The organism is Rhizobium laguerreae (assembly GCF_019778565.1).
Lineage (GTDB): Bacteria > Pseudomonadota > Alphaproteobacteria > Rhizobiales > Rhizobiaceae > Rhizobium > Rhizobium laguerreae.
Genome location: NZ_JAAXQT010000003.1, coordinates 431,533 through 454,672 on the forward strand (window position 1 = coordinate 431,533; position 23,140 = coordinate 454,672).

At 61.4% G+C, this 23,140-nt stretch carries 23 protein-coding genes; 9 read left to right on the forward strand and 14 right to left on the reverse strand.

Annotated elements, in window-relative coordinates; all coding sequences use genetic code 11:
- Nucleotides 1-233: 233 nt before the first annotated feature.
- The 5 genes from rplI to HFO71_RS12725 form a co-directional block, all read right to left on the reverse strand.
- Nucleotides 234-812, reverse strand: a complete 579-nt coding sequence (rplI, locus tag HFO71_RS12705; protein ID WP_011651241.1) for a 50S ribosomal protein L9 — start codon at nt 810-812, stop codon at nt 234-236.
- Nucleotides 813-834: 22 nt separating this feature from the next.
- Complete coding sequence (locus tag HFO71_RS12710; protein WP_168258199.1) at nt 835-1,821, reverse strand: DUF2232 domain-containing protein; 987 nt, start codon at nt 1,819-1,821, stop codon at nt 835-837.
- Nucleotides 1,822-1,980: 159 nt separating this feature from the next.
- Nucleotides 1,981-2,229 carry a 30S ribosomal protein S18 gene (rpsR, locus tag HFO71_RS12715; protein ID WP_003547038.1) on the reverse strand — a complete coding sequence of 83 codons (249 nt, stop codon included), beginning with the start codon at nt 2,227-2,229 and terminating at the stop codon, nt 1,981-1,983.
- A 14-nt stretch (nt 2,230-2,243) separates the two neighbouring features.
- Nucleotides 2,244-2,711 carry a 30S ribosomal protein S6 gene (gene rpsF, locus HFO71_RS12720; RefSeq protein ID WP_003547040.1) on the reverse strand — a complete coding sequence of 156 codons (468 nt, stop codon included), beginning with the start codon at nt 2,709-2,711 and terminating at the stop codon, nt 2,244-2,246.
- Nucleotides 2,712-3,026: 315 nt separating this feature from the next.
- Nucleotides 3,027-4,070 (reverse strand): aldo/keto reductase, encoded by a 1,044-nt coding sequence (locus HFO71_RS12725; RefSeq protein WP_077976143.1) that lies wholly within the window; start codon nt 4,068-4,070, stop codon nt 3,027-3,029.
- Between the two features lie 200 nt (nt 4,071-4,270).
- On the opposite strand from HFO71_RS12725, the gene fabD reads away from it, so the two are divergent.
- The 7 genes from fabD (at nt 4,271) to gmk (ending at nt 10,855) form a co-directional block, all read left to right on the forward strand.
- Entirely contained in the window at nt 4,271-5,215 is a 945-nt protein-coding gene (gene fabD, locus HFO71_RS12730) for an ACP S-malonyltransferase (protein ID WP_168258201.1), read from the forward strand.
- A gap of 51 nt (nt 5,216-5,266) precedes the next feature.
- Nucleotides 5,267-6,004, forward strand: coding sequence for a 3-oxoacyl-[acyl-carrier-protein] reductase (fabG, locus tag HFO71_RS12735; protein ID WP_077976145.1), 738 nt, complete (start codon nt 5,267-5,269; stop codon nt 6,002-6,004).
- 286 nt (nt 6,005-6,290) lie between these two features.
- Nucleotides 6,291-6,527, forward strand: a complete 237-nt coding sequence (locus HFO71_RS12740; protein ID WP_003547058.1) for an acyl carrier protein — start codon at nt 6,291-6,293, stop codon at nt 6,525-6,527.
- A gap of 93 nt (nt 6,528-6,620) precedes the next feature.
- A complete protein-coding gene (gene fabF, locus HFO71_RS12745) occupies nt 6,621-7,883 on the forward strand; it encodes a beta-ketoacyl-ACP synthase II (RefSeq protein WP_065279474.1) in 1,263 nt (420 codons plus the stop codon).
- Nucleotides 7,884-8,065: 182 nt separating this feature from the next.
- The gene (gene mltG, locus HFO71_RS12750) at nt 8,066-9,283 is read left to right on the forward strand and encodes an endolytic transglycosylase MltG (RefSeq protein WP_168258202.1); all 1,218 of its coding nucleotides are present in this window, start codon (nt 8,066-8,068) and stop codon (nt 9,281-9,283) included.
- Nucleotides 9,284-9,301: 18 nt separating this feature from the next.
- Nucleotides 9,302-10,189 carry a YicC/YloC family endoribonuclease gene (locus HFO71_RS12755; protein ID WP_025393969.1) on the forward strand — a complete coding sequence of 296 codons (888 nt, stop codon included), beginning with the start codon at nt 9,302-9,304 and terminating at the stop codon, nt 10,187-10,189.
- Nucleotides 10,190-10,192: 3 nt separating this feature from the next.
- Nucleotides 10,193-10,855 (forward strand): guanylate kinase, encoded by a 663-nt coding sequence (gene gmk, locus HFO71_RS12760; protein WP_025393970.1) that lies wholly within the window; start codon nt 10,193-10,195, stop codon nt 10,853-10,855.
- Nucleotides 10,856-10,986: 131 nt separating this feature from the next.
- Here gmk and rsmA read toward each other — a convergent pair whose 3' ends face one another.
- The 7 genes from rsmA to HFO71_RS12795 form a co-directional block, all read right to left on the reverse strand.
- The gene (rsmA, locus tag HFO71_RS12765; protein ID WP_077976148.1) at nt 10,987-11,814 is read right to left on the reverse strand and encodes a 16S rRNA (adenine(1518)-N(6)/adenine(1519)-N(6))-dimethyltransferase RsmA; all 828 of its coding nucleotides are present in this window, start codon (nt 11,812-11,814) and stop codon (nt 10,987-10,989) included.
- Nucleotides 11,814-12,842: a 4-hydroxythreonine-4-phosphate dehydrogenase PdxA gene (gene pdxA, locus HFO71_RS12770; RefSeq protein ID WP_077976149.1), complete on the reverse strand. Its 1,029-nt coding sequence runs from the start codon at nt 12,840-12,842 to the stop codon at nt 11,814-11,816. The genes rsmA and pdxA overlap by 1 nt, the downstream gene beginning before the upstream one ends.
- Nucleotides 12,843-12,848: 6 nt before the next feature.
- Complete coding sequence (locus tag HFO71_RS12775; RefSeq protein WP_077976150.1) at nt 12,849-13,793, reverse strand: SurA N-terminal domain-containing protein; 945 nt, start codon at nt 13,791-13,793, stop codon at nt 12,849-12,851.
- A 184-nt stretch (nt 13,794-13,977) separates the two neighbouring features.
- Entirely contained in the window at nt 13,978-16,305 is a 2,328-nt protein-coding gene (locus HFO71_RS12780; RefSeq protein ID WP_077976151.1) for an LPS-assembly protein LptD, read from the reverse strand.
- The gene (gene lptG, locus HFO71_RS12785) at nt 16,305-17,393 is read right to left on the reverse strand and encodes an LPS export ABC transporter permease LptG (protein WP_011651253.1); all 1,089 of its coding nucleotides are present in this window, start codon (nt 17,391-17,393) and stop codon (nt 16,305-16,307) included. The genes HFO71_RS12780 and lptG overlap by 1 nt, the downstream gene beginning before the upstream one ends.
- Complete coding sequence (gene lptF, locus HFO71_RS12790) at nt 17,390-18,571, reverse strand: LPS export ABC transporter permease LptF (RefSeq protein WP_168258203.1); 1,182 nt, start codon at nt 18,569-18,571, stop codon at nt 17,390-17,392. The genes lptG and lptF overlap by 4 nt, the downstream gene beginning before the upstream one ends.
- Before the next feature lie 100 nt (nt 18,572-18,671).
- Complete coding sequence (locus HFO71_RS12795; RefSeq protein WP_017959816.1) at nt 18,672-19,445, reverse strand: phosphatase PAP2 family protein; 774 nt, start codon at nt 19,443-19,445, stop codon at nt 18,672-18,674.
- 144 nt (nt 19,446-19,589) lie between these two features.
- Here HFO71_RS12795 and HFO71_RS12800 point away from each other — a divergent pair, with 144 nt between their 5' ends.
- On the forward strand, nt 19,590-21,080 hold the full coding sequence (locus HFO71_RS12800; RefSeq protein WP_025393978.1) for a leucyl aminopeptidase: 1,491 nt from the start codon (nt 19,590-19,592) through the stop codon (nt 21,078-21,080).
- The gene (locus HFO71_RS12805) at nt 21,080-21,529 is read left to right on the forward strand and encodes a DNA polymerase III subunit chi (RefSeq protein WP_131640398.1); all 450 of its coding nucleotides are present in this window, start codon (nt 21,080-21,082) and stop codon (nt 21,527-21,529) included. Before HFO71_RS12800 ends, HFO71_RS12805 begins: the two co-directional genes overlap by 1 nt.
- A 33-nt stretch (nt 21,530-21,562) precedes the next feature.
- Here the strand turns inward: HFO71_RS12805 and HFO71_RS12810 are convergent, their stop codons facing one another.
- Both HFO71_RS12810 and HFO71_RS12815 read right to left on the reverse strand, forming a co-directional pair.
- On the reverse strand, nt 21,563-22,066 hold the full coding sequence (locus tag HFO71_RS12810) for a hypothetical protein (protein ID WP_077976154.1): 504 nt from the start codon (nt 22,064-22,066) through the stop codon (nt 21,563-21,565).
- 72 nt (nt 22,067-22,138) lie between these two features.
- Nucleotides 22,139-23,065 (reverse strand): Gfo/Idh/MocA family protein, encoded by a 927-nt coding sequence (locus tag HFO71_RS12815; protein ID WP_131640397.1) that lies wholly within the window; start codon nt 23,063-23,065, stop codon nt 22,139-22,141.
- Nucleotides 23,066-23,140 lie beyond the last annotated feature (75 nt).

A 23,140-nucleotide genomic window follows, 5' to 3' on the forward strand; every position in this document is an offset into this window, starting at 1 on the left:
GACGCAAAGGAGAAATACTGGCAGTGTCACCCGCACGACACGGTATGGCGCCGACTCAGCCCATCCGCTTCGGAGAATGTCATTTTAGCGCGATGCGATAAGGCACGCAGCAAAAACATCCGGAAGATCCCCTTAAAAGAAGCGAGCCGATCAGCGGCTCATATCGAAGGGGTGGAAACGAAAAAGCCCGGCGCGGTGGCCGGGCTTCCCTCTCGCGGATCGCTCCGACGAAATTATGCTTCGTCTTCGTCGACGCCATCGGCTTCCGGATCGAAGAAGTCTTCCGGACGCAGCGCGTCTTCGTCGACGCCGTAGATCGCGTCGACCGAGGTGAGTTCTTCGCCCTTGGACTGGCGCTCTGCCTCTTCGGCAGAACGGGCAACGTTCAGCTCGACGTGAATTTCGACTTCGGCATGCAGCTGCAGCTCGACCTTGTGCAGGCCGATCGACTTGATCGGCGTGTTGAGGTGAACCTGGTTGCGGCCGATGTTGAAGCCTTCGGCGCCGAGAATATCGACGACGTCACGGGCAGCAACCGAACCGTAGAGCTGGCCGGTTTCGCCGGCGGAGCGTACGACGATGAAGGACTTGCCGTCGAGAACGTCGGCGACCGTCTGGGCTTCCGACTTGCGCTCCAGGTTGCGGGCTTCGAGCGTTGCGCGCTCGGCTTCGAAGCGGGTCTTGTTGGCGGCGTTGGCGCGCAGCGCCTTGCCGAGCGGCAGCAGGTAGTTGCGGGCAAAGCCGTCGCGAACCTTTACGGTTTCGCCCATCTGGCCGAGCTTGGAGATGCGTTCGAGAAGGATGACTTGCATTTTCTTTTTCCTTTCTTGTGTCTCAGATTTTCGTATCGGATTGTTTGGGGGTATCAGCATCTTTCGTCGGGGTCAGTGAGATCGCCTTGCGCGTATCGCTGAGACCGAGGACGAGGATGAGGAGAGCTGGCAGCAGCATGAGCATCGAGCCCAGATAGCAGAGGATGAGGGCCGGTATGCGCCAGTCCTTGCCGCGCGTGCGGAAATGCAGCGAGGCGAAACCGGAAAGCATGAAACCGGCGCCGAGGCTGCCGATCACGGTCGCGCCGACCAGTGCCGGAACGCCGCCGAAAAAGCAGGCGGCAAGCCCGGCCAGGAAGATGAAGATCGAGTTGCGGTTCATCCGCAGCGACGAGGGAATGTCCTCGCGCGGGCGAAGGCCGCGGCCGGAGGCTGCAACGATGCGCACGGCGAAATAATAGGCGGCAAACAGCATACTGACCCACATGCCGCCCTGCAAAGCCGGCAGCATCAGCAGGATCAGCGACTTGGTCTGCGCGGTCGCTGCCGGATCGGGCATGAATTCCGGCTGCTGTTGCTTGAGCGAGGTGATCAGCAGATCGACGATCGGATCGGTAATTTCGGGGCCGTAGCCGATGATCACACCGATGACGATGACGGCGAGCGTCACCAGACCGCAGAGATGCAGCAGGATATCGGAGAGTGGATACCAGGCAAGCAGATGGTCGGGTCCGCCGAGTTCGGCGGCGGGACGCGCCAGATTGGCGAGATGGCTGAGCCAACCGGCCGGCAGCAGCGTCACCATCGTCATGATCAGCGCGAAGGAAGGCGAGATCAAGATCGCGCCGAGTGCTGCGGCGCTGACGACGGCCGAGATCGCGGCGGTATTGCCCCAGCCGAGCCCGACGATCAGGATCGGCAAAGCCGAAGCCGTGTAGAGAAGCGCGCTGAAAAACGACGGCTGCATGCTCGCGCCCAGCACCAGCAGGGCGGCGGTCAATCCGGCGAGTGCGCCGATCAGCAGCGTTTTAATGTTCGGTCGTTTCAAGGTCGCTGTCCTGCTTCATCAAGCAGTTAGAGGATGTTGCTGAATCAAATTCAGAAACGTCTCAACATGGGTTTTAAGAGTTCCGATCCGCGCCCATCGCGGAAGGGAAAAGGGAAGGCACGAATGCCTTCCCTCAAGGGTGTGTGCGTCGGCCGATGATCAGGCGACGACGTAGGGCAGCAGGCCGAGGAAACGGGCGCGCTTGATCGCCTGGGCGAGTTCGCGCTGCTTCTTCTGGGAAACGGCCGTGATGCGGGACGGAACGATCTTGCCGCGCTCGGAAATGTAGCGCTGCAGCAGGCGTACGTCCTTGTAGTCGATCCGCGGCGCGTTGGCGCCGGAGAACGGGCAGGTCTTGCGGCGGCGATGGAACGGGCGGCGGACCGGAGCGGAGGAAGTTTCAGACATATCTCAGATCTCCCTTATACACGGTCTTCGCGCGGACGGCGCGGACGGTCGTCGCGGTCGCCGAAGCCACCTTCACGCGGCGGACGCGGGCCACGGTCACGATCGCCGAATCCGCCTTCACGCGGGCCACGGCCGCCTTCACGCGGACGGTCGTCACGGTCGCGCTTCTGCATCATGGCAGACGGACCTTCTTCATGCTTCTCGACGGCGATCGTCATGTAGCGAAGAACGTCTTCGCTGATGCGCATCTGACGTTCCATTTCCTGGACGGCAGCAGCCGGTGCATCGATGTCCATCAGGGCGTAGTGCGCCTTGCGGTTCTTCTTGATGCGGTAGGTGAGGGACTTGAGCCCCCAGTTCTCGATACGCCCGACCTTACCGCCATTCGCTTCGATCACACCCTTGTACTGTTCTACGAGGGCATCGACCTGCTGAGCGGAAATATCCTGCCGGGCAAGGAATACATGTTCATAAAGAGCCATGACAGCTTTGCCTTTCTTGCGTTTGGTTCAACCCGATATTCGGCGGCTAAGCCTCAACGACTGCTCCTGATTGGGCGGACCCAGGCAAGAAAGCGTTTCCGAGACGGTCGAGAGCGGAGACACGGGAGGCTGGAACGCTTCCGTTCCGAACGATTTCCAAGAGGAAACCGGCCCTCCGTTCAGCCACCAGCCAGAAGACCGGGTTAACGAACACGGCGGCTTATACGGATTTTTCGGGCAAAGGCAAGCGCAATCGGATACCCGAACCCGACGCCGGCCAATGGTCGGCATCGGGCAGGCGCCAAACAAACATGATCAAAGCGTCAGCGGATACTGCCGGTGCACCTTGGCGATTTCCGCCAGGACCTCGTTCGAAAGCGTAATGTCTGCCGCGCCGATATCGATTTTCAACTGCTCCATCGACGTCGCGCCGATGATGACCGAGGCCATGAACGGACGTGACAGGCAAAAGGCGAGCGCCATCGCTGCCGGGTCGAGTCCATATGTTGCGGCGATCTCCAGATAGGCTCTGGTCGCCGGCTCCTGCAGCGGCTGCAGCCGCCCGCCGATATCGGGGTTGATCGAACCGCGGGAACCTTTCGGCCTGCCGCCGTCGATATATTTGCCGGACAGGATACCGCCGGCGAGCGGCGAATAGGCGAGCAGTCCGACATCCTCATGATGCGAGAGTTCGGCGAGATCGAGATCGAAATGGCGGTAGAGCAGGTTGTATTCGTTCTGGACGCTGGCGACCCGCGGCAGGCCCTTCTGTTCGGAGAGCGTCAGGTATTTGTGTATGCCCCAGGTGGTTTCGTTGGAAAGGCCGATCGCGCGGATCTTGCCCTCCTTCACCAGAGCGCCGAGCGTTTCCAGGATGTCGAGCATATTGGCGACCGCCTTGTCGCGATCCTGGGTGAACGGATTGTAGCTCCAGTTCTGGCGGAAATGGAAATGCCCGCGGTTCGGCCAGTGGATCTGGTAGAGGTCGACGTAATCCGTCTTCAGCCGCATCAGGCTGGCCTCGAGCGCCAGGCGGATATTCTTTGCATCGGCACCTTCGCCGCCGCGCAGATAATCGCGGCCGCGGCCGGCGACCTTGGTGGCGAGCACGATATCGCCGCGCTTGCCGGTCTTCTCGAACCAGCTGCCGATATAGTCTTCGGTCCAGCCCTGTGTCGCCGCTGAAACCGGGGTGGTTGGATAAAGCTCGGCCGTATCGAAGAAATTGACGCCCTTTTCGACGGCGTAATCCATCTGCGCATGCGCATCGGCTTCGCTGTTCTGCGAGCCCCAGGTCATGGTGCCAAGGCAAATCTCTGAAACGGAAATATCGGTGCGGCCTAGTGAATTGTACTTCATGGAAAAACCTTGGGAGAGAGGTGAAAGCCTTGGGAGGTCCGGGCAAATCTAGGCTGGATTTGGCGGAGCGCAAGAGCAAAAGCCGGGCTTTTGCGCGCGCGCGAAAGGCTTTGCGGAGAATGAGCCGCTACTTGACTCTGCCGGAAAGAATGTCAATTGGAGGCAAAACAGCCTCAAGGGGCGCAATCAGGGACATGAAAATGACCATTGCTTTCACTTTTCCCGGTCAGGGCAGCCAGGCCGTCGGCATGGGCAAGGATCTCGCCGAGAATTTCGCGGAAGCCCGCGCCGTTTTCGAAGAGGTCGATGAGGCACTCGGTGAAAAGCTTTCGGACGTCATGTTCAACGGTCCCGAGGATACGCTGACCTTGACGGCGAACGCCCAGCCGGCGCTGATGGCCGTCTCGATCGCCGTTGTCCGCGTTCTCGAAGCCAAGGGGCTGGATCTGAAGTCCAAGGTCGCCTACGTCGCCGGCCACTCGCTCGGCGAATATTCGGCACTTTGCGCCGCCGGCAGCTTTTCGCTCGCCGACACCGCTCGGCTGTTGCGTATCCGCGGCAATGCCATGCAGGCCGCCGTCCCCGTCGGCGTCGGCGCCATGGCCGCGATCATCGGCCTCGAACATGCCGACGTCGTTGCCGTCTGTGAGGCAGCGGCCGCTATCGGCGCCTGCCAGATCGCCAACGACAATGGCGGCGGCCAGATCGTCATCTCGGGCGAGAAGGCAGCCGTCGAAAAGGCGGCCGCCCTTGCGACCGACAAGGGCGCCAAGCGCGCCATCCTGCTGCCGGTCTCTGCTCCGTTCCATTCGACGCTGATGGCGCCCGCCGCCGACGCCATGCGCGAAGCGCTGGCAAAAGTCGCGAAGTCCGACCCCGTCGTGCCCGTCATCGCCAATGTCCGTGCCGCCCCGGTGACCGGCGCCGACGAGATCGCCGGCCTGCTGGTCGAGCAGGTGACCGGCCAGGTCCGCTGGCGCGAGACGGTGGAATGGTTTGCCGGAAATGGCGTGACGACGCTTTATGAACTCGGTTCCGGCAAGGTGCTGACCGGCCTTGCCCGCCGCATCGACAAGACGATCACCGGCATCTCCGTCAACGGTCCGGCGGATATCGACGCGGCCGTCGCCGCCCTCATGGCCTGATTGGTATTTCCGGACACCGGATTTGGTGTCCCTGATATAAGGAACGTTTCCATGCTCGATCTTTCCGGCCGCAAGGCTCTCGTCACAGGCGCTTCGGGCGGTATCGGCGAGGAAATCGCCCGCCTTCTTCATAAGCAGGGCGCCATCGTCGGCCTGCATGGCACCCGCGTCGAGAAGCTGGAAGCGCTGGCGGCCGATCTCGGCGAGCGCGTCAAGATCTTCCCGGCGAACCTCTCCGACCGCGATGAGGTCAAGGCGCTCGGCCAGAAAGCAGAGGCCGACCTTGAAGGCGTCGACATCCTCGTCAACAATGCCGGCATCACCCGCGACGGGCTGTTCGTGCGCATGAGCGACGAGGACTGGGACAGCGTCCTCGAAGTGAACCTGACGGCGACCTTCCGCCTGACGCGCGAATTGACGCATCCGATGATGCGCCGCCGCTATGGCCGCATCATCAACATCACCTCCATCGTCGGCGTCACCGGCAATCCGGGCCAGGCCAATTACTGCGCCTCCAAGGCCGGTATGATCGGCTTCACCAAGTCCCTGGCGCAGGAAATTGCCACCCGCAACGTGACGGTCAACTGCGTGGCGCCCGGTTTCATCGAAAGCGCCATGACCGGCAAGCTCAATGACAAGCAGAAGGAAGCGATCATGGGAGCGATCCCGATGAAGCGCATGGGAACGGGTGGCGAGGTCGCTTCGGCGGTCGCTTACCTTGCGTCCTCCGAGGCTGCCTATATGACGGGCCAGACGCTGCACGTAAACGGCGGCATGGCGATGATCTGAAACGACAAACTGTTGGCATGGGAATAATTCCGCCAATAGCATGTTGAGCAATCACGAACCGTTGATTTTCTGGCTTTGCGGCAGACATAAAGCATGTTAAGCGGGCCATGACTGTGAACAGTCGTCCCGAGAAAGCAGACGGACCGGCGGGCTTTTTGCAAGCCTGGGACATCTCTGAAGCCGGGTAAACGAGTTTGCCGAGGGTGTCTGAAAACATCGCAGGCTGAAACAGGGTAGGGGTGCCGCGATGGCATTCCGATCAGGACATAAGGTCGAGGAAACCGACATGAGCGATATCGCAGAACGCGTAAAGAAAATTGTTATTGATCATCTTGGCGTCGACGCCGACAAGGTCGTCGAGAGCGCCAGCTTTATCGACGATCTGGGCGCTGACTCGCTCGACACGGTCGAACTTGTCATGGCTTTCGAAGAAGAATTCGGCGTTGAAATTCCTGACGACGCCGCCGACTCGATCCTGACGGTTGGCGATGCAGTGAAGTTTATTGAGAAGGCCCAGGCCTGATCCTGTGAATTTGAGAAAGGGCGGGCCTGGAGTCCGCCCTTTTCTTTTCGGCATATTTCTCCATAGAACATAAGAGACGGGGGAAAGCACGCGATGAGACGTGTCGTCATCACCGGTACCGGCATGGTATCACCCTTGGGATGCGGAACCGAGGTGACGTGGTCCCGGCTGCTTGCCGGTCAGAACGGCGCCCGCCTCGTCACCGAATTCGAGGTCGATGACCTTCCCGCCAAGATCGCCTGCCGTATTCCTATCGGTGATGGCACCGACGGCACCTTCAATGTCGATCAGTGGATGGAGCCGAAGGAGCAGCGCAAGGTCGATCCCTTCATCATCTACGGCATGGCCGCCGCCGACATGGCGCTTGCCGATGCCGGCTGGCATCCTGAAACCGATGAGGACCAGATCGCCACCGGCGTGCTGATCGGCTCCGGCATCGGCGGCATCGAAGGCATTGTCGAGGCGGGTTATACCCTGCGCGACAAGGGCCCGCGCCGCATCTCCCCCTTCTTCATTCCCGGCCGCCTGATCAACCTCGTCTCCGGCCAGGTCTCGATCCGCCACAAGCTGCGCGGACCCAATCATTCGGTCGTCACCGCCTGCTCGACGGGCGCGCATGCGATCGGCGATGCCGCGCGCTTGATTGCGCTGGGCGACGCCGACGTCATGGTCGCCGGCGGTACGGAATCCCCCGTCAGCCGCATTTCGCTTGCAGGTTTTGCCGCCTGCAAGGCGCTGTCGACCCAGCACAACGATGACCCGCAGAAGGCTTCGCGCCCCTATGACCGCGACCGCGACGGCTTCGTCATGGGCGAAGGCGCCGGCATCGTCGTGCTCGAGGAACTGGAACACGCCAAGGCGCGGGGCGCCAGGATCTACGCCGAAATCGTCGGCTATGGCCTGTCGGGCGATGCCTATCACATCACCGCGCCCTCCGAAGACGGCGAGGGAGCCGGCCGCTGCATGGCGATGGCGCTGAAACGCGCCGGGCTGACGCCCGCCGATATCGACTACATCAATGCCCACGGCACCTCGACCATGGCCGACACGATCGAACTCGGCGCCGTCGAGCGGCTGGTCGGCAATGCGGCGTCGAAGATCTCCATGTCCTCGACCAAGTCGGCGACAGGACACCTTCTCGGCGCCGCTGGCGCCATCGAGGCGATTTTCGCCACGCTTGCGATCCGCGACAACATCGCGCCGCCGACGCTCAATCTCGACAATCCCGAACGGGAGACGGCGATCGATCTTGTTCCGCACAAGGCGCGTGAGCGAGACATCAATGTGGCGCTGTCCAACTCATTCGGATTCGGCGGCACGAACGCGTCGCTCGTACTGCGCCGTTACGCGCAATAAGAGTGCTGCAAGCGGTGTAATGGGTCTCCCATGCACCGCAACCGGCCGTCCTCTCCATTGCGTAGGAGGGCGGGCGAAAGCATAACGACCGGCAGCGGCGTCGTTGAACGGCGGCAGAACCTGCTTTTGCCGCATTGCTTCGCGAAATAGCGAAGTGAGGGTCAAGTTTTAGAGGATTGCCGGTGAGCGATACGACGAACCAGAGCAACGATAGCCAGGCGCAAAAGGGACCGATTATCCCGAAGTCGCCGAGCGAAGCCCTGCGTCCGGAGCGCGTTCCGGAGCCGCCGAAGCGGTCCAAGAAAGCCCGCGGTCAGGTCGTTCTTTTCCTGAACTTCATCATGACGATGGCGGTTCTGGTCTGTGTCGTCGCCGTCATCGGCTTCTACTACGCCACATCGACCTATCGGAACCCGGGCCCGCTGCAGACCAACACCAATTTCATCGTCCGCAACGGTGCTGGTCTGACCGAAATCGCCTCGAACCTCGAGCGCAACGCGATCATCAGCGATGCCCGCATCTTCCGCTATCTCACGGCAACGCATCTTTCTGCCGGTGAAAGCCTGAAGGCTGGTGAATACGAGATCAAGGCGAGGGCCTCCATGAGGGATATTATGGAGCTGCTGAAATCGGGCAAGTCCATTCTTTATTCCGTTTCCTTCCCCGAGGGCCTTACGGTCCGCCAGATGTTCGACCGCATGCTGCAGGATACCGTGCTGGAAGGCGACTTGCCGGCGGCACTGCCGACCGAGGGCAGCCTGCGTCCGGATACCTACAAATTCTCGCGCGGCACCAAGCGCTCGGAAATCATCGAACAGATGGCGGCTGCGCAGCAGAAACTCGTCGATCAGATCTGGGACAAGCGAGACTCCTCGCTGCCGCTGCGGTCCAAGGAGGAGTTCGTGACACTCGCCTCGATCGTCGAAAAGGAAACCGGCGTTCCCGACGAGCGTGCCCACGTCGCCTCCGTTTTCTTGAACCGACTCGGCAAGGGCATGCGCCTGCAATCCGATCCGACGATCATCTACGGCCTCTTCGGCGGCGAGGGAAAACCGGCCGACCGGCCGATATACCAGTCGGACCTGAAGCGCGACACGCCTTACAACACCTATGTCATCAAGGGTCTGCCGCCGACGCCGATCGCCAATCCCGGCAAGGATGCGCTGGAAGCCGTTGCCAATCCTTGGAAGACGCAGGACCTCTATTTCGTCGCCGACGGCACCGGTGGCCATGTTTTCGCTGCGACGCTCGAGGAGCACAATGCCAACGTCAAGCGCTGGCGCAAGCTCGAAGCCGACAAGGGTTCCGACCCGAACATCGCAGTCGACGGCCAGCCGGAAGAGCAGCCTGCGGATAGTGGCGCGACCGTCGCGCCGCCGAAGAAAAAGAAGATCAACTGAGACTTTCGGGAGGCACGCATGGCTTTGCAGTCCATGACCGGTTTTGCGCGGCGCGAGGGAACGAGCGGCCGCTGGCGCTGGGCATGGGAACTGCGCTCGGTCAACGGCAAGGGCCTCGACCTGCGCCTGCGCCTGCCGCCCGGGCTCGAGCGCATGGAGGCTGACGTCCGCCGCCTCGCCGGCGAAAGCTTCAGCCGCGGCAACCTGCAGGCATCCCTATCCGTCAGCGCCGACGAGAACCGTTTCGAGGCGGTGCTGAACAAGCAAGCGCTTGCCGCTGTGCTGGCCATGCGCGAGCAGCTGGACGGTGTCATCGATCCGGCGCCGCTGAAGCTCGATACGCTGCTTCTGGTGCGCGGCATCGTCGAATTCCGCGAAAGCGAGGATGGCGAGGAGGCGCTTGCCGCCCGTGACGCCGATATCGCTGCCGGCCTGTTGGCCGCGCTTGTCGATCTGCGAGCAATGCGCGAACAGGAAGGGTCGGCGCTGGCCCGCATTCTTCACGACCACGTCACGACCATCGAAGGCCTGACGCGGACGATCGAGGCCGATCCATCGCGCTCGCCGCAGGAGATCGCCGCGCGGCTTGCCGCGCAGGTCGCATTGTTGATGGACGGCATGGCCGCGCTCGACCGCGACAGGCTGCATGCCGAAGCCGCACTGTTGGCGACCAAGGCGGATCTGCGCGAGGAAATCGATCGTCTGAAGGCTCATATCGCCGCAGCGCGCGACCTCCTGGTGAAAGGTGGCCCCGCCGGGCGCCGGCTGGACTTCCTTGCACAGGAATTTAACCGCGAATCGAATACCATCTGCTCGAAGTCGAATGCCTCGGCGGTCACCGCCGCCGGCATCGAGCTGAAAGTCGTGATCGACCAGTTCCGCGAGCAGGTCCAGAATTTGGAGTAAGACATGAAACCGGCGAAATCCTCGCCCGTGCAGATCGCCCGCCGCGGTCTGATGCTTGTCATCTCGTCGCCTTCGGGCGCCGGCAAGTCCACCATCGCGCGCACGCTGCTGGAGACCGACAGGCAAATCGGCCTTTCCGTCAGCGTCACCACGCGTCAGCGCCGGCCGAGTGAAGTTGAGGATGTGCATTACCACTTCAAGAGTGTGCGCGAGTTCGAGCGGCTGCGCGATAGCGACGCGCTGCTCGAATGGGCCGAGGTGCATGGCAATTTCTACGGCACGCCGCGCGAACCGGTCGAGCAGGCCATGGCCGAAGGCCGCGACATGCTCTTCGACATCGACTGGCAGGGCGCCCAGCAATTGCAGGAGAAGATGTCGGCCGACGTCGTCTCGATCTTCGTGCTGCCGCCGACCATGACCGAGCTTCAGTCGCGGCTGCACCGCCGTGCCGAGGATTCCGAGGAGGTCATCCAGACACGCCTCGCCAACAGCCGCGCCGAGATCGCCCACTGGCGCGAATACGATTATGTCATCGTCAATGACGATCTCAACGCCGCCCTCGACGCCGTCCAGTCGATCGTCAAGGCCGAGCGCCTGCGCCGCGACCGCCGCCACGGCATGTTCGACTTCGTTCGCGAGTTGCTCGAAGAGACGCCGTCGCTTTAAAACATATCCGCAAAAGCGATAACGACGTGCGTAAAAACAAAGATCTGAAGCGCGACGAGCGAATCTGAAAGATCGCGACGCGCTCTGGCGCATGTCCTGGGAAAGCCGCTTCGGACGTTGCTGGAATTGACCTACAGGCTGTTCGCGAGAAGGCAGAATTCCTCGACGGACAAGGTTTCCGCCCGCCGCGCCGGATCGATGCCGGCCTTGACGAGCAGGCTCTCGCCGCCGAGCGGTTTCAGGCTTTGGCGCAGCATCTTGCGGCGCTGGCCGAAGGCCGCCTGCGTCACCTTTTCAAGATTGGCGACAGCGCAGGGGATCGGGTTTTCGCGGGGGGTCAGTTGCACGACCGTCGACGTCACCTTCGGCGGCGGTGTGAAAGCCTGCGGCGGCACGTCGAAGGCCATGCGTGCCTCCGTCCGCCAGCCGCAGAGCACGCCGAGACGGCCGTAATGGTCGTCATCTTCGTTGGCGACGATACGCTCGCCGACCTCCTTCTGAAACATCAGCGTCAGCGACTGCCAGAACGGCGGCCAGGCTTTGGGCAGCAGCCAGTTGACCAGCAACTGCGTGCCGACATTGTAGGGCAGGTTGGCAATGATCTTGATCGGACCTTCCGGGACCAAGGTCTCGAAATCCGTCTTCAGCGCATCGCCTTCGATCACCTCCAGTCGGCCGGGATAATGATCGGCGATCTCAGCGAGTGCCGGCAGGCAGCGGGGATCCCGCTCGATGGCGATGACCTTTCTGGCGCCAAGCGCCAGGATCGCCCGCGTCAATCCGCCAGGGCCAGGGCCGACCTCAACGATGGTAGCCTCTTCGAGCGTGCCTGCCGTGCGAGCAATCTTCTGGGTGAGGTTGAGGTCGAGCAGGAAATTTTGCCCGAGCGCCTTGCGCGCGTCGAGGCCGTGACGCTGGATGACGTCGCGAAGCGGCGGCAGGCCATCGAGTGCTGCCATCAGCGGCGGCTTTCCGCGCTGCGGCCGAGCTGGGCGGCGAGCTTCAGCGCCGCAACGAGACTATGCTCGCGCGCCAGTCCCTTGCCGGCAATGCCGAAAGCGGTGCCATGATCCGGCGAGGTGCGCACGAAGGGAAGCCCGAGCGTTAAGTTGACGCTGTCGTCGAAACCAAGTGCCTTGGCCGGGATCAGCGCCTGATCGTGATACATGCAGATGGCGACGTCGTATCGCGCCCGCGCCTCGTCATGGAACATCGTATCGGCGGGCAGGGGGCCGATCGCATCGATGCCCTCGTCGCGCAGGCGCTCGATCGCCGGACGGATGACGTCCTCGTCCTCCGTGCCGATCGCCCCGCCTTCGCCCGCATGCGGGTTGAGGCCGGCAACGGCGAGCCGCGGCGCGCCGATGCCGAAGCGCTGCTTCAGATCTTCATGGGCGATCCGGCAGGTTTCCGTGATCAGTTCGCCCGTCAGCGCCTGCGGCACGTCGCGGACCGGAATATGGATGGTGACGGGAATGGCTCGGAGCTTCGGTCCGGACAGCATCATCACCGGTGTCACCGGCCGGCCGGTCGCCCTGGCGGCGAGATCGGCGAGAAATTCGGTATGGCCGGGAAACCGGAAACCCGCCTCGTAAAGCACGGCCTTGGCGATCGGATTGGTAACGACTGCGAGCGCCTCGCCGTCAATGACAAGCGACACGGCTTTCTCGATCGACGCGATCGTGCCTTTCGCCGTTGCCGCATGCGGTTGGCCGGCCACGACCTCGATACCAACAGGTATGGTCATGACGGGCAGCGCATCGGCGAATATGCCGGCGGCCTTGCTGGCTTCATCGGTCTCGCGGATCGAGACCGACAGATTGAGCTGGCGGGCTCTCAACGCCAAAACGTCGGGGTCGCCGATCAGGAAGAAAGGCGGCAGCCCGAGTTCACGCCGCCGGAGCCAGGCCATCAGAGTAATATCCGGCCCGATGCCGGCGGGGTCGCCCTGGCTCAGCGCAAGCGGTCGCGAAAACGGTATCGCCATGGTCGGTCAGCGATAGGCGATCTGCGCCTTTTTGCGCAGTTCATCCAGGTATTTCTTGCTGTTTTCGTTTTCCGGGCTGGCATCCTTGCCGGCCTTGGACTTGTCGAGATCTTCCTGGCGGAAGACCATTTCGGCGGCCTGGTCGTCGGAAACCTGCCGCTGGCTACAGATTGCCAGATATTCGACGCCCTTGTCGGTGACGCGGGTCCCTGTCGTGTTGCCCTTGGCCTGCTCGACCAGCGGCTTCCAATCCGGCGGTATCTCGGGGGCGAGCAGGCGGCCGAGATCGCGCACGGAAACGTCGCGCATCGTCGCGGCAAAGACCTTTGCCTGATCGCAGCCCGGAAATTTGGAGCGCGACGCCTCGGCCTCGCCCTTGCGCTTGCCGGTGATGGCGCCGCGCTTGGCTTGCGGAACGACGAAGATGATCTGCTGCAGCATATATTCCGTCGTCACCGGCTTCTGCTTGTTGTTCTGCATCATGCGCGAGACGAGATCATAGTTCGACAGCCGCGAAGTCGAGCCGTAGCGGGCGTTGACGACGCGCGGCCAGCTCATCTGCACGGCGATGAAACTCTTGAAATGGTCGACGCCGACGCCGGCGCGATCGAGGATCTGCGACATCTGCTCTGGGGAAAGCTTGTTGCCGCTCGAAAAGCGCGCGAATGACGCATCGACGTCCTGCTGCGAAACCGACATACGGACGCGGGCGACTTCCTGCCGCTTGAGCGCCTCGTCGACCAATTGCTCCTGGGCAGTCTTGGCGTCGGCCTTCGTACGCTGCAGGCGCAGGAAGGCCTGGCGCTTGACGACATCGCCGCTTGTGATAGCGGTGCCGTTCACCACGGCTTTGACTTCACTGGCCGCAAGCGCTGGAGCGGCAAAGCCCGTCAGCAATGCAAGCGCTGCCCCGGCGAGGAACTTGGTTATGGCTTTTTTCGCGTCAATCATCTGTTGACCTCCCGATAGCGCCGCGAGACGTTGTTCGCGGCGTTCTTACCACAGTGCGAGACACGCTGAAATCGCTTCCATCACGGCGCGAAACCCCTATGCCTCAGATACCGACTGGCGGCAATGTCCTGCACAGGCTTACGGCGAAAGAATGGCTTCAGGCCATGTTTGCGCCGATCGCCCGTCATTCGAGGGTGTCGGTACCGATCTTGATGTCGCCGAGCGTGCGGAAGGTCAGCCGTGCGCCGATCGTCCAGTCGCTTCCCGACTCGTCATCGGAATCTCTGCTGTCCGTATAGGCGATCGTGAAGATCGTGCATTCGTCGTCATAAGAGAGGCCGATCGTCCGCCGGCTGATCACATCATTGTTCAGATCCCAGGCAATGCCGCCGAAAATCGACCAGTAATCCTTGAATCTGACGCTGCTGTTGGTCTGAATCTCGTCATTGTCCTCGGCAAAGCCATATGCCGGCTGGGCGCTGAGATGAGTGTAGGTCAGCTGCGTTGCGAAGGTATCGTTCTGGTAGGCCGTCGTCAGGTCGCCGCGGCGGAATTCGAAATCTTTTTCGTCGAGTCGGTAGGAGGCTGCGACGGAAACGCCGTACGGTGTTTCGACGCCGCCAAGGCCGACATAATCGGAGCGGTCGGTTTCAAGGCCCGAATCCGCGCCGACGTTGACGAGGTCATCGGTCGCAAACGAGTTCTGGCCGGCGATCTGATAGGACTGGCCGAAGATGCCGTGCAGCTTGTAACCGCTGTCGAATGTACCGGTGTACTGAACACCGATATTGGCGCGGGTACCGCCTTCGACCCGGTCGTAGCCCGAGAACTTGTCGCGGTCGAACAGCGAGGTGGCGTCGAAGACGAAGCTTTGCGCATCCTCGTTCGGCAGGCGGCCTGCCAGCTGCTCGTCGGGGCGGGCATAGATCTGCGCGATCGGCTCGAGGATGTGGGTGCTATTGTCAGTCGTCATCAGGATCGGATAACGGATCTCCAGACCGGCTGTGAACATCGAGCGGGTAGCAGAATTGCCGTCGACGTAGTTGCCGGTGTAGCCGGTCGGATCATCCATGTTCAGCGCGAAGGCATCGCCGCGCGCGGCCAGCAGCGGTGTGATCACCAGGCCGGTCGGCGTGACGTAGGTGCGCTTCCACTGCAGCTCGGCAGTCAGCCGCGAAGTCTGGCCTTTCAGGCCGCGGAAACGGTCGAAGCCGTCGACGGTATAGAAGTCGTCATGTGTGCGCGAAATATTCGTGAGATTGACATCCGCCGAAAGCTCGCCGCCGGCCAGCGGCTGCGGCGCCACATAGTGATAATCGAGCGACGGATAGACGATCGCCTGCTGCTTTTCAGCGGTATTCGTCCGATCGGCATCCTGGACGTCGAAATAGAACGCCCGCATGTCGAAATAATTGCGTTTCCCGAGCCCTGTCAGGTAGATCTGGTTGGTGCGATCCGTACCGGTCAGGCCCCGCAGCTTATACGTTTTCGAGAAATTGTTGTCGCTCTGCATCATGACGTCCCAGCCGAACGTCCAGCGCGGATTGATGCGGAATTCCGCCTTCGATGCCACCATGCCACGCTGATCGGCTTCGGCGTCGCTGGTGCCGGAGCTGAAGTTGCCCGGCTTTGCCTGGTCGATGCCGGCGACGCGCAGAATATGCGTGCCATTTTCGAAGCGTTGGCGAAATTCGCCTTCGATGAGGAAGCCCTGGGCGGTGTAGCCCGTGGCGGTGACCGTCGCGTCCATGCTCGGCGAGATCACATAGTAATAAGGAACGGAAAGTCCGAAGCCGAGATTCTGCGACAGGCTCATCGTCGGAAACAGAAAGCCGGACTTGCGTTTCACCGTATTGTCGGGAACTTCGATGAACGGCAGGAAGGCGATCGGATGGCCGAGCAGCTCGAAGCGCGCTCTCTCCAGACGGATCGTATGCGTCTCGCCGTTCTGGATCACCCGCTGGGCCTTGACCTGCCAGAAAGGGGCGCGCTTCGGATCTTCAGCGCAGGGAAGGCAGGCCGTGTAGACGCCCTTGTTGAGAATCATCTTCGTGCCGCCGACGCGCTCGCCGCTTTCGGCGACGATGCGGGTATTGTCGGCGGTCTCAATGCGCAACGAGTTCAGGAACCCGTCGGCAAAATTGTCGGTCACGTCGAGGTTGTCGGCATAGATACGGTTGCCGTCCGGGCTGACCAACTCGACATTGCCAAGCGCCATCATCCGGCCGGTCTTCTGATTGTACTCGACCTTCTGCGCGACCATTTTATAGCCGCCATAGTTGATCTGCACGCCGCCGACCGCCGACACCAGATCGGCGTCACGATTATAGACCAGTTCATTGGCCGAAAGCAGAAGCTTGGCCCCTTCGGGAATATTCTTCTCTATAGTTTGTTCGGGCGCGCTGGCCTGGCCGAAAGAGGCCGGGGCGCTGCCGAAATAGGAACATAAAGCCGCACCGACAAGCAGGGCAACCAACTGTTTACTAAAATACTTGCGGTCGCCTGCCGCCACTAGCCGTCCTCCTGATGAAGCAGAATAGTCGCACCCAAGGCCAGCGCGACGACCACCGGTATCCACGTCGCCACGAAGGGGGGCACGACTCCACTGCTTCCGAATGCCTTTACAAGCACGGTGATGACATAAAGCATGAAGCCCGAAAGGATGCCACCCAGAATCACGGAGCGGGATTGGTTGAACCGGCTAAATTTTAGGGACACTGTTGCGGCTATGAAAGTCATGGCCACCAGCAGCAATGGCTGGGACAACAGGGAGTTGAATTGCGTCTCCAGCGCCTTGGTCGAGATGCCGAAGGATTTGGCCGCCGCAATCCGGTTGGAAAGGTCAAAGAAACCAATTGTTTCCGGCGCTGTAAGCCGCTCCTGGACGAAGTCCTGTTTCAGATTGGTGCGAAGTTGAACCGAAGCTTTACGCACGGGGATTTCGCCAGGCTTGCGCTCGACAACGGTGTTAAGTTGCCAGTAACCATCTTCCAATTTTGCCGTGGCGGCGTCCTGTCTCAGAATGACCTGACCGCTTGAATCGAAATGGATCAGCACGGCGTCGATCAGCTTGGTGCCGTTCTCCTGGACCGTCTGGGCGCCGATGATGACATCGTCCCGGCCACTGATCTGGCGCAGCCATGGAATCTGCGGCGCCTTGCGCAGAACTGCGTTCTCGCCGCGCCAGTCGGATTCGACCAGCAGTGCCTGGCGCTGTCCCCAGGCGGCAAGCGGGTTCAGCGCCGCCATTGTCAGCAGGCCGAGCGCCAGCGAGCCGGCGATGAAGGGGAACATGAACTGCCAGACCGAAATGCCGGCGGCGCGCGTGACGACGAGTTCATATTTGCGGTTGAGGCCGATCAGCACCGTCATGCCGACGAACAGCGCGATGAACGGCACCGTCTGCTGCAGGATGAGCGGCAGGCGCACCGCGGTCATCAAGACGCCGCCGCCGATCGTGTAGCCGGGAAGGCCGGACATGCGGCCCGCCGTCTCGCTGAAATCGAGGAGGAAAGAAATCGCCGAGACGCCGATCAGGAACCAGCCCGTCGTCACCAGATAGCGGCGAAAGAAATAACGCGACAATGTCCCGAACATCATTGGGCAGTGCCCCCGCCGATCCTGCCGGTTGCAGCAAGCAGCCTTTCCTGCATCCGCCTCCAGAAAGACGAAATCCGGTCCCGGATGAACGAAGGCATGACCAGTCGTTTGTGGAGGCCGAGGAAGACGATCGAGACGATGCTGCTGACGATCGGGATGGCGTAGAGGACGGCGATATATTCAGGGTCGGTATCGATCTGATTGGCCGCGTAGAAAGCCGCCCATCGCATCGCGAAGGCATAAGCGAGAGCGCTCACCATCGGATGCAGCCGCGCTTCGCGGTGCGAGCGCGCATCGCCGGCGATCGCCAGTGAAAACAGTGCAAAGACGACAGGCAGGATCCAGTCGGTCAGCCGCCGATGCAGTTCGGCGCGGTAGCTTTGCGGCCGGATCGTAAAGTCCTTGTCGGCCGGATCCGGATTGAACAGGAACCACAGGTCACGGTCGCTGGCGCGCAGCGTCGCCTGACCGCGATTCTCCGTCATATCCGAGAGGTCGAAGGAATAGGAATCGAAATTGATGACCGAGACATTGCCATCGGGCGTTTTGCGGTGCACTTCGCCTTGATGCATGATCAGCGTCGTGCCCGTGTCGTCGACGGCGCCTTCCTTCGCATAATAGATCAGTTCGTAGGCCGGGTCGCGCTCGTCAGCGACAAAAAGGCCCTTCAGCATGCGGCCCGCCATCCGCTGCGAGATCTGTACATAGAGGCCTTCATCGAGCTTGCGGAAGGTCTTTTCCTCGATCACCGAAGAGAGGAGGTCAGCATAGGTCTCGGCGATCATCTGGCGCACGACGGTCTTTGCGCGTGGCTCGACGACGTTGTCGACGAAGAAGGAAAAGACGCTGATGACGGCGGCAAGCAGCAGGATCGGGCGGATCAGCACGCTGCGCCGCGCCCCGGCCGCGTCGATGACGGTGAGCTCGGAATCATTGTTCATCGTCGTCAGCGTCTGGGTGATCGCGATAACGAGAGCGAAGGGCAGCACGACAGGAATGATCGACGGCAGAACCATCGTCGCCAGCTTGGCGAACGAGCCGATCGACTGGCCGCTGTCGGTGACCAGATTGATGCGCTGCAGAACCTGAGTCGTCCAAATGATCGCCAGAACCGGCAGGAGCGCCACGAGAAACATCTGGCCGACGCGCCGCAATATGTATGTCTCGAGTAGTTTCATGCCTGCCCTTGAAAGCACCTGCACGCCCAAACGACCTTGCAGGAGAATCCCTCTACGCTCTTTGTCGCGCTTTTGCGACAAGCTGGTGTCAAAAATTCATTCAAATTTCAGAATTTTTTTGATGCTGTTGCGACTCAGTTAACGCCAGCAATGCGGCGAAGACGACAAGCGAGGAAAGCCATCCAAGAACGACGTCGGAAAGATAGTGTGCGCCGAAGGATAGCCGCATCGCCGGGGTGAGGATCGAGATCGCCGCCAAGGGTGCCGCCACCGCATAACGCAGGGATTTCGGCACGAAGAGCAGGAGGCAGAAGAGCCAGCCGGCACTCGCCGCCTCGCCGGAGACGAACGAGCAGTTCGAAACGCATTTTCCGGCAAGCGAACCTGCCTCGACGAAATGCAGCGTACCGCCGAAAATGTCCGTCTGTATCGGCCGCGGCCGGCCCCAATGTTCCTTGAGGATGACATTGACGAGCAGCACCGGCCCGATCAGCATCGTTCCGAGCGCGACTTTGAGCTTTTGCGCGCGCTCGGCGTTGAAGGTTGCGCCGTGCTGCTGGTAGCATTCGACGAGTTTCCACAGCATCACGATCGCCACCACATAGGGCAGGCGGAAGAATAGAGTACGCAGCAGGTCGAAGGCCGCGACGTCGCGATAGGGAAAGCCGCCGCAGATGCTCCCGGCAGCAGCAGTCGCGTCGCAATCTGCGCCCACGAAAAAAAGCTGGGAAAAATAGATGTCTATTTCGGGGAAAGCACGGAAGACGGCAAGCAGCGCCCACCACATCCAAAACAGCAGCATGAATGCGCCGAAAGTTGTTTTCGGCAGGCGGATTGCCAAGCTCCGCCATCGATTTTTCGAAAAAACTGTCAACGCGAATATCTACAAAACTGACGAAAACAAGAGAGCCCTGATGGCTGCGGGCGACCATAACAATTGTCGCAAGCCATTGACAGACCCGCCAAACGCGAAATTATCCGCGAGGGACGGATTTCAAAGAATCCCAGCGGAGAAGACATGTCAGTAAAGTTGGAAATTTCATTCTCGAAGTCGGCAAAGCTCAATGGCGGCCTGGCGATCCTGTTGAAGACTGCGGAGGCCGACAGCGCTGCCGGCGCCGACACGGTCGATCCGGCAGGCGTGATCGCCAAGGCTGCGAGAATCGCCCGATTCTCCGCAAAATCCATGAGCGGGCTCGATATTGTTGCCCCGGAAGGCGCGCCCGTCGAGCGCATCGTCGTCATCGGGCTCGGCAAGGCAGCTGAACTCACCGCCCATGACTGGCTGAAGGCCGGCGGTGCTGCGGCATCGAGAATCAAGAATACCGACAAGGCCGCCGTCTTCATCGACGTGCCCGGGCTCGAGACGAGCGCGCGGGCAGCTGCCGATTTCGCGCTCGGCATGCTGCTGCGCGCCTATAGCTTCGATACCTACAAGACGAAGAAGAGCGACGAGGAGGAGAAGCCGGCGAAATCCGTCAAGGTGACGATCGTCACTGCCGATCCGGGCGGTGCCAAGAAGGCGTTTTCCGATTCCGAAGCGATTGCCGGTGGTGTCAACCTTGCCCGCGACCTCGTCAACGAACCGCCGAACGTGCTCGGCCCCGTCGAGTTCGCCGCCAAGGCGAAGGAGCTGGAAAAGCTCGGCGTCGAAGTGGAAATCCTGACGGAGCGCGAAATGCGCCGCCTCGGCATGGGCGCCCTTCTCGGCGTCGCCCAAGGCTCCGTGCGCCCGCCGCGCCTGGCGGTCATGCAGTGGAAGGGCGGCAAGGGCAAGGATCGTCCCGTCGCCTTCATCGGCAAGGGTGTCGTCTTCGATACCGGCGGCATTTCGATCAAGCCGGCCGCCGGCATGGAGGACATGAAGGGCGATATGGGCGGTGCGGCAGCCGTCACCGGCCTCATGCATGTGCTCGCTTCCCGCAAGGCCGCCGTCAATGCTGTCGGTATCATCGGCCTGGTCGAGAATATGCCCGACGGTAACGCCCAGCGTCCTGGTGATATCGTCACCTCGATGTCCGGCCAGACGATCGAGGTGATCAACACCGATGCCGAAGGCCGCCTCGTGCTCTGCGATGCGCTCTGGTACTGCAACGACCGCTTCAAGCCGCAGTTCATGATCAATCTCGCCACCCTGACCGGGGCGATCGTCGTCGCACTCGGCAATGTGCATGCCGGCCTGTTCTCCAACGACGACCAGCTTTCCGCGCAACTGACGGCAGCCGGTCTTTCGAGCAACGAAAAACTCTGGCGCATGCCGCTCGGCAGGGACTACGACAAGCTGATCGACAGCAAGTTCGCCGACATGAAGAACACCGGCGGCCGGCAGGCCGGCTCGATCACGGCGGCGCATTTCATCAAGCGCTTCGTGCAGGACACGCCCTGGGCGCATCTCGATATTGCCGGCACGGCGATGGGCTCGCCGCAGGATGAGATCAACCAGTCCTGGGGCTCCGGCTTCGGCGTGCGCCTGCTCGATGAACTCGTTCGCGCCCATTATGAATCCTGATGACGGAAATTCTCTTCTATCATCTGACCGAATCCAGGCTGGAGGACGCGCTTCCGCCGCTCATCGACAAAAGCGTCGAGCGCGGCTGGCGCGTTGCCGTCCAGACGCGCGAGCCGGCGCGGCGTGATGCGCTCGATCAGCATCTTTGGACTTTCCGCGAGGAGAGCTTCCTGCCGCACGGCACCGACGAGGCGGATTTCGCCGAAAGCCAGCCGGTGCTTTTGACGGTGACGCCGGACAATGCCAATGCGGCGACCGTGCGTTTCATCGTCGACGGCGCAGAGCCGCCGCCCGCCGATGCCTATGAGCGCGTCGTCTTCATGTTCGACGGTCACGACCAGGAGCAACTGGAAGCCGCGCGTGCGCAGTGGAAGAAGCTGAAAGGCGAGGGGCACAACCTCACCTATTGGCAGCAGACGGCACAGGGGCGGTGGGAGAAGAAAGCTTGAGGGTTTTGCGTGAAATGCGCGCGATAGAAGCCGTTATCGCCTCGCCCCTTTATCCTCGTCGAGGTTTGTCAGGATATTGAGGGGTACGATCCCGCCAGCACTTTCCGATGCGTCCAGCGCCTCGACTGCCAAAACATGCTTTCCATTCGGACTGACCAAAGCGAATGCCCACGCCTTGTCGGCAAAGGTGCTGACCGGCATTTCCGCCCAGCCGGCTTGATGCACAAGGCGTTCGGCATAATAAGCCTTGATGGTCTGCGGGTCGGTGGTGCTGGCAAGATTGCGCGCCAGGATACGCATGGACTTCTCTCCGAACCGCCCTTCCAGTTGGCCCAGCACCTTGCGGGTGGCCCGCCAATCCTGGGCCTGGGTCGCCGATCCGAAGGAATATTCCTCGGATCGGGAAATGCCCGGTGGATCAGGCGGCATGACGACCTCTTCGCCCGAACATGCTGCAAGGCCGAGAAGCGGCACCACAAGGATGCCAATCTTCGACACGCGGAAAAATCGGCCCTTGCGGCCAATTTTGTTGCTCATGAGCGGCTGCCCCCGAACACGATTGCCATAGGCCGGCAAATCTTGCCGGTTTCTATGACGTTATTGCGACGCTCAGTCGTGGAAGGCGTCGACGAATTTCCGCTTGCCGAGCATGAAGGCATCGGCGACGTGACGCAGCGGCGCGAGATCGACATCCGATTTGCCGGCCTTGATGATTTCGGCAAAGCGACGGTAGAGCGAGGGATATTCCTGCTCCGGCTCGGCGAATCTGAGCGCGCCGTCGATCAAAAGCTTGGCGCCGCCCTCGGCGAGCACCATCTGGCCGGCTGCCGTCTCCGCGACGATGTCCCAGCTCTGCTTGCCGGTCTGGCGCCAGTCGAATTCGGCGTGAACCGGCAGGCCGTCCGCATCGCGGAAGTGAATGTCGGCCGCGATCGGCGCATCGCGATTCTCGGGAAATTCGAGCACGGCCTCGGTGATGAAGATCGGCCGCGGCAGGATATGGGTGACGATCGACAGCGCGTTGATGCCGGGATCGAAAACGCCGAGGCCGCCGGCCTGCCAGATCCAGTCCTGGTTCGGATGCCAGTGGCGAACATCCTCCTTCCAGATCACATGCACGCTTTTGATCGTCGTCGCGGCAAGAAACGCCTTGGCCGCCTCCACGCCCGGTGCATAGCGCGAATGCCAGCTGGCAAAGAGCGACGCACCCTGCTTGTTCGCCAGCGCTTCGAGATCGGCCACTTCGCTGAGCGTCGCGCCGGGCGGCTTTTCCAGGAAGACATGCTTGCCGGCGACCAGCGCCTTATAGGCTGCCTCATAGCGATATTGCGGCGGCATGCAGAGCGAGACGGCATCGATCGAAGGCTCGGCGTCGAGCATCGCTTCGATCGTCGTATAACTCTTGACGCCTTCGACCGTGCCGTGGCGGCTTGCCGTGGCGACGAGTTCGAAATCCGGGTTCTTGGCGATGGAGGGAAGGTGCTGGTCGCGGACGATCTTGCCGACGCCGACGATGGCGAGGTTGATAGGAGACATGGTGTTTCGCTCGAGCCTGTATGAAAAGTATGATTTATTGATCTGTTTGTATCAGAAAGAGGCGCGCCGACAAGC

Bases quoted from the DNA above. Each gene is read 5' to 3' on its own strand.
- rplI (WP_011651241.1), bottom strand. From the start codon at position 812: ATGCAAGTCATCCTTCTCGAACGCATCTCCAAGCTCGGCCAGATGGGC.
- rpsR (WP_003547038.1), bottom strand. From the start codon at position 2,229: ATGTCTGAAACTTCCTCCGCTCCGGTCCGCCGCCCGTTCCATCGCCGC.
- rpsF (WP_003547040.1), bottom strand. From the start codon at position 2,711: ATGGCTCTTTATGAACATGTATTCCTTGCCCGGCAGGATATTTCCGCT.
- HFO71_RS12725 (WP_077976143.1), bottom strand. From the start codon at position 4,070: ATGAAGTACAATTCACTAGGCCGCACCGATATTTCCGTTTCAGAGATT.
- fabD (WP_168258201.1), top strand. From the start codon at position 4,271: ATGACCATTGCTTTCACTTTTCCCGGTCAGGGCAGCCAGGCCGTCGGC.
- fabG (WP_077976145.1), top strand. From the start codon at position 5,267: ATGCTCGATCTTTCCGGCCGCAAGGCTCTCGTCACAGGCGCTTCGGGC.
- HFO71_RS12740 (WP_003547058.1), top strand. From the start codon at position 6,291: ATGAGCGATATCGCAGAACGCGTAAAGAAAATTGTTATTGATCATCTT.
- fabF (WP_065279474.1), top strand. From the start codon at position 6,621: ATGAGACGTGTCGTCATCACCGGTACCGGCATGGTATCACCCTTGGGA.
- HFO71_RS12755 (WP_025393969.1), top strand. From the start codon at position 9,302: ATGGCTTTGCAGTCCATGACCGGTTTTGCGCGGCGCGAGGGAACGAGC.
- gmk (WP_025393970.1), top strand. From the start codon at position 10,193: ATGAAACCGGCGAAATCCTCGCCCGTGCAGATCGCCCGCCGCGGTCTG.
- rsmA (WP_077976148.1), bottom strand. From the start codon at position 11,814: ATGGCAGCACTCGATGGCCTGCCGCCGCTTCGCGACGTCATCCAGCGT.
- pdxA (WP_077976149.1), bottom strand. From the start codon at position 12,842: ATGGCGATACCGTTTTCGCGACCGCTTGCGCTGAGCCAGGGCGACCCC.
- HFO71_RS12775 (WP_077976150.1), bottom strand. From the start codon at position 13,793: ATGATTGACGCGAAAAAAGCCATAACCAAGTTCCTCGCCGGGGCAGCG.
- lptG (WP_011651253.1), bottom strand. From the start codon at position 17,393: ATGATGTTCGGGACATTGTCGCGTTATTTCTTTCGCCGCTATCTGGTG.
- lptF (WP_168258203.1), bottom strand. From the start codon at position 18,571: ATGAAACTACTCGAGACATACATATTGCGGCGCGTCGGCCAGATGTTT.
- HFO71_RS12800 (WP_025393978.1), top strand. From the start codon at position 19,590: ATGTCAGTAAAGTTGGAAATTTCATTCTCGAAGTCGGCAAAGCTCAAT.
- HFO71_RS12805 (WP_131640398.1), top strand. From the start codon at position 21,080: ATGACGGAAATTCTCTTCTATCATCTGACCGAATCCAGGCTGGAGGAC.
- HFO71_RS12810 (WP_077976154.1), bottom strand. From the start codon at position 22,066: ATGAGCAACAAAATTGGCCGCAAGGGCCGATTTTTCCGCGTGTCGAAG.
- HFO71_RS12815 (WP_131640397.1), bottom strand. From the start codon at position 23,065: ATGTCTCCTATCAACCTCGCCATCGTCGGCGTCGGCAAGATCGTCCGC.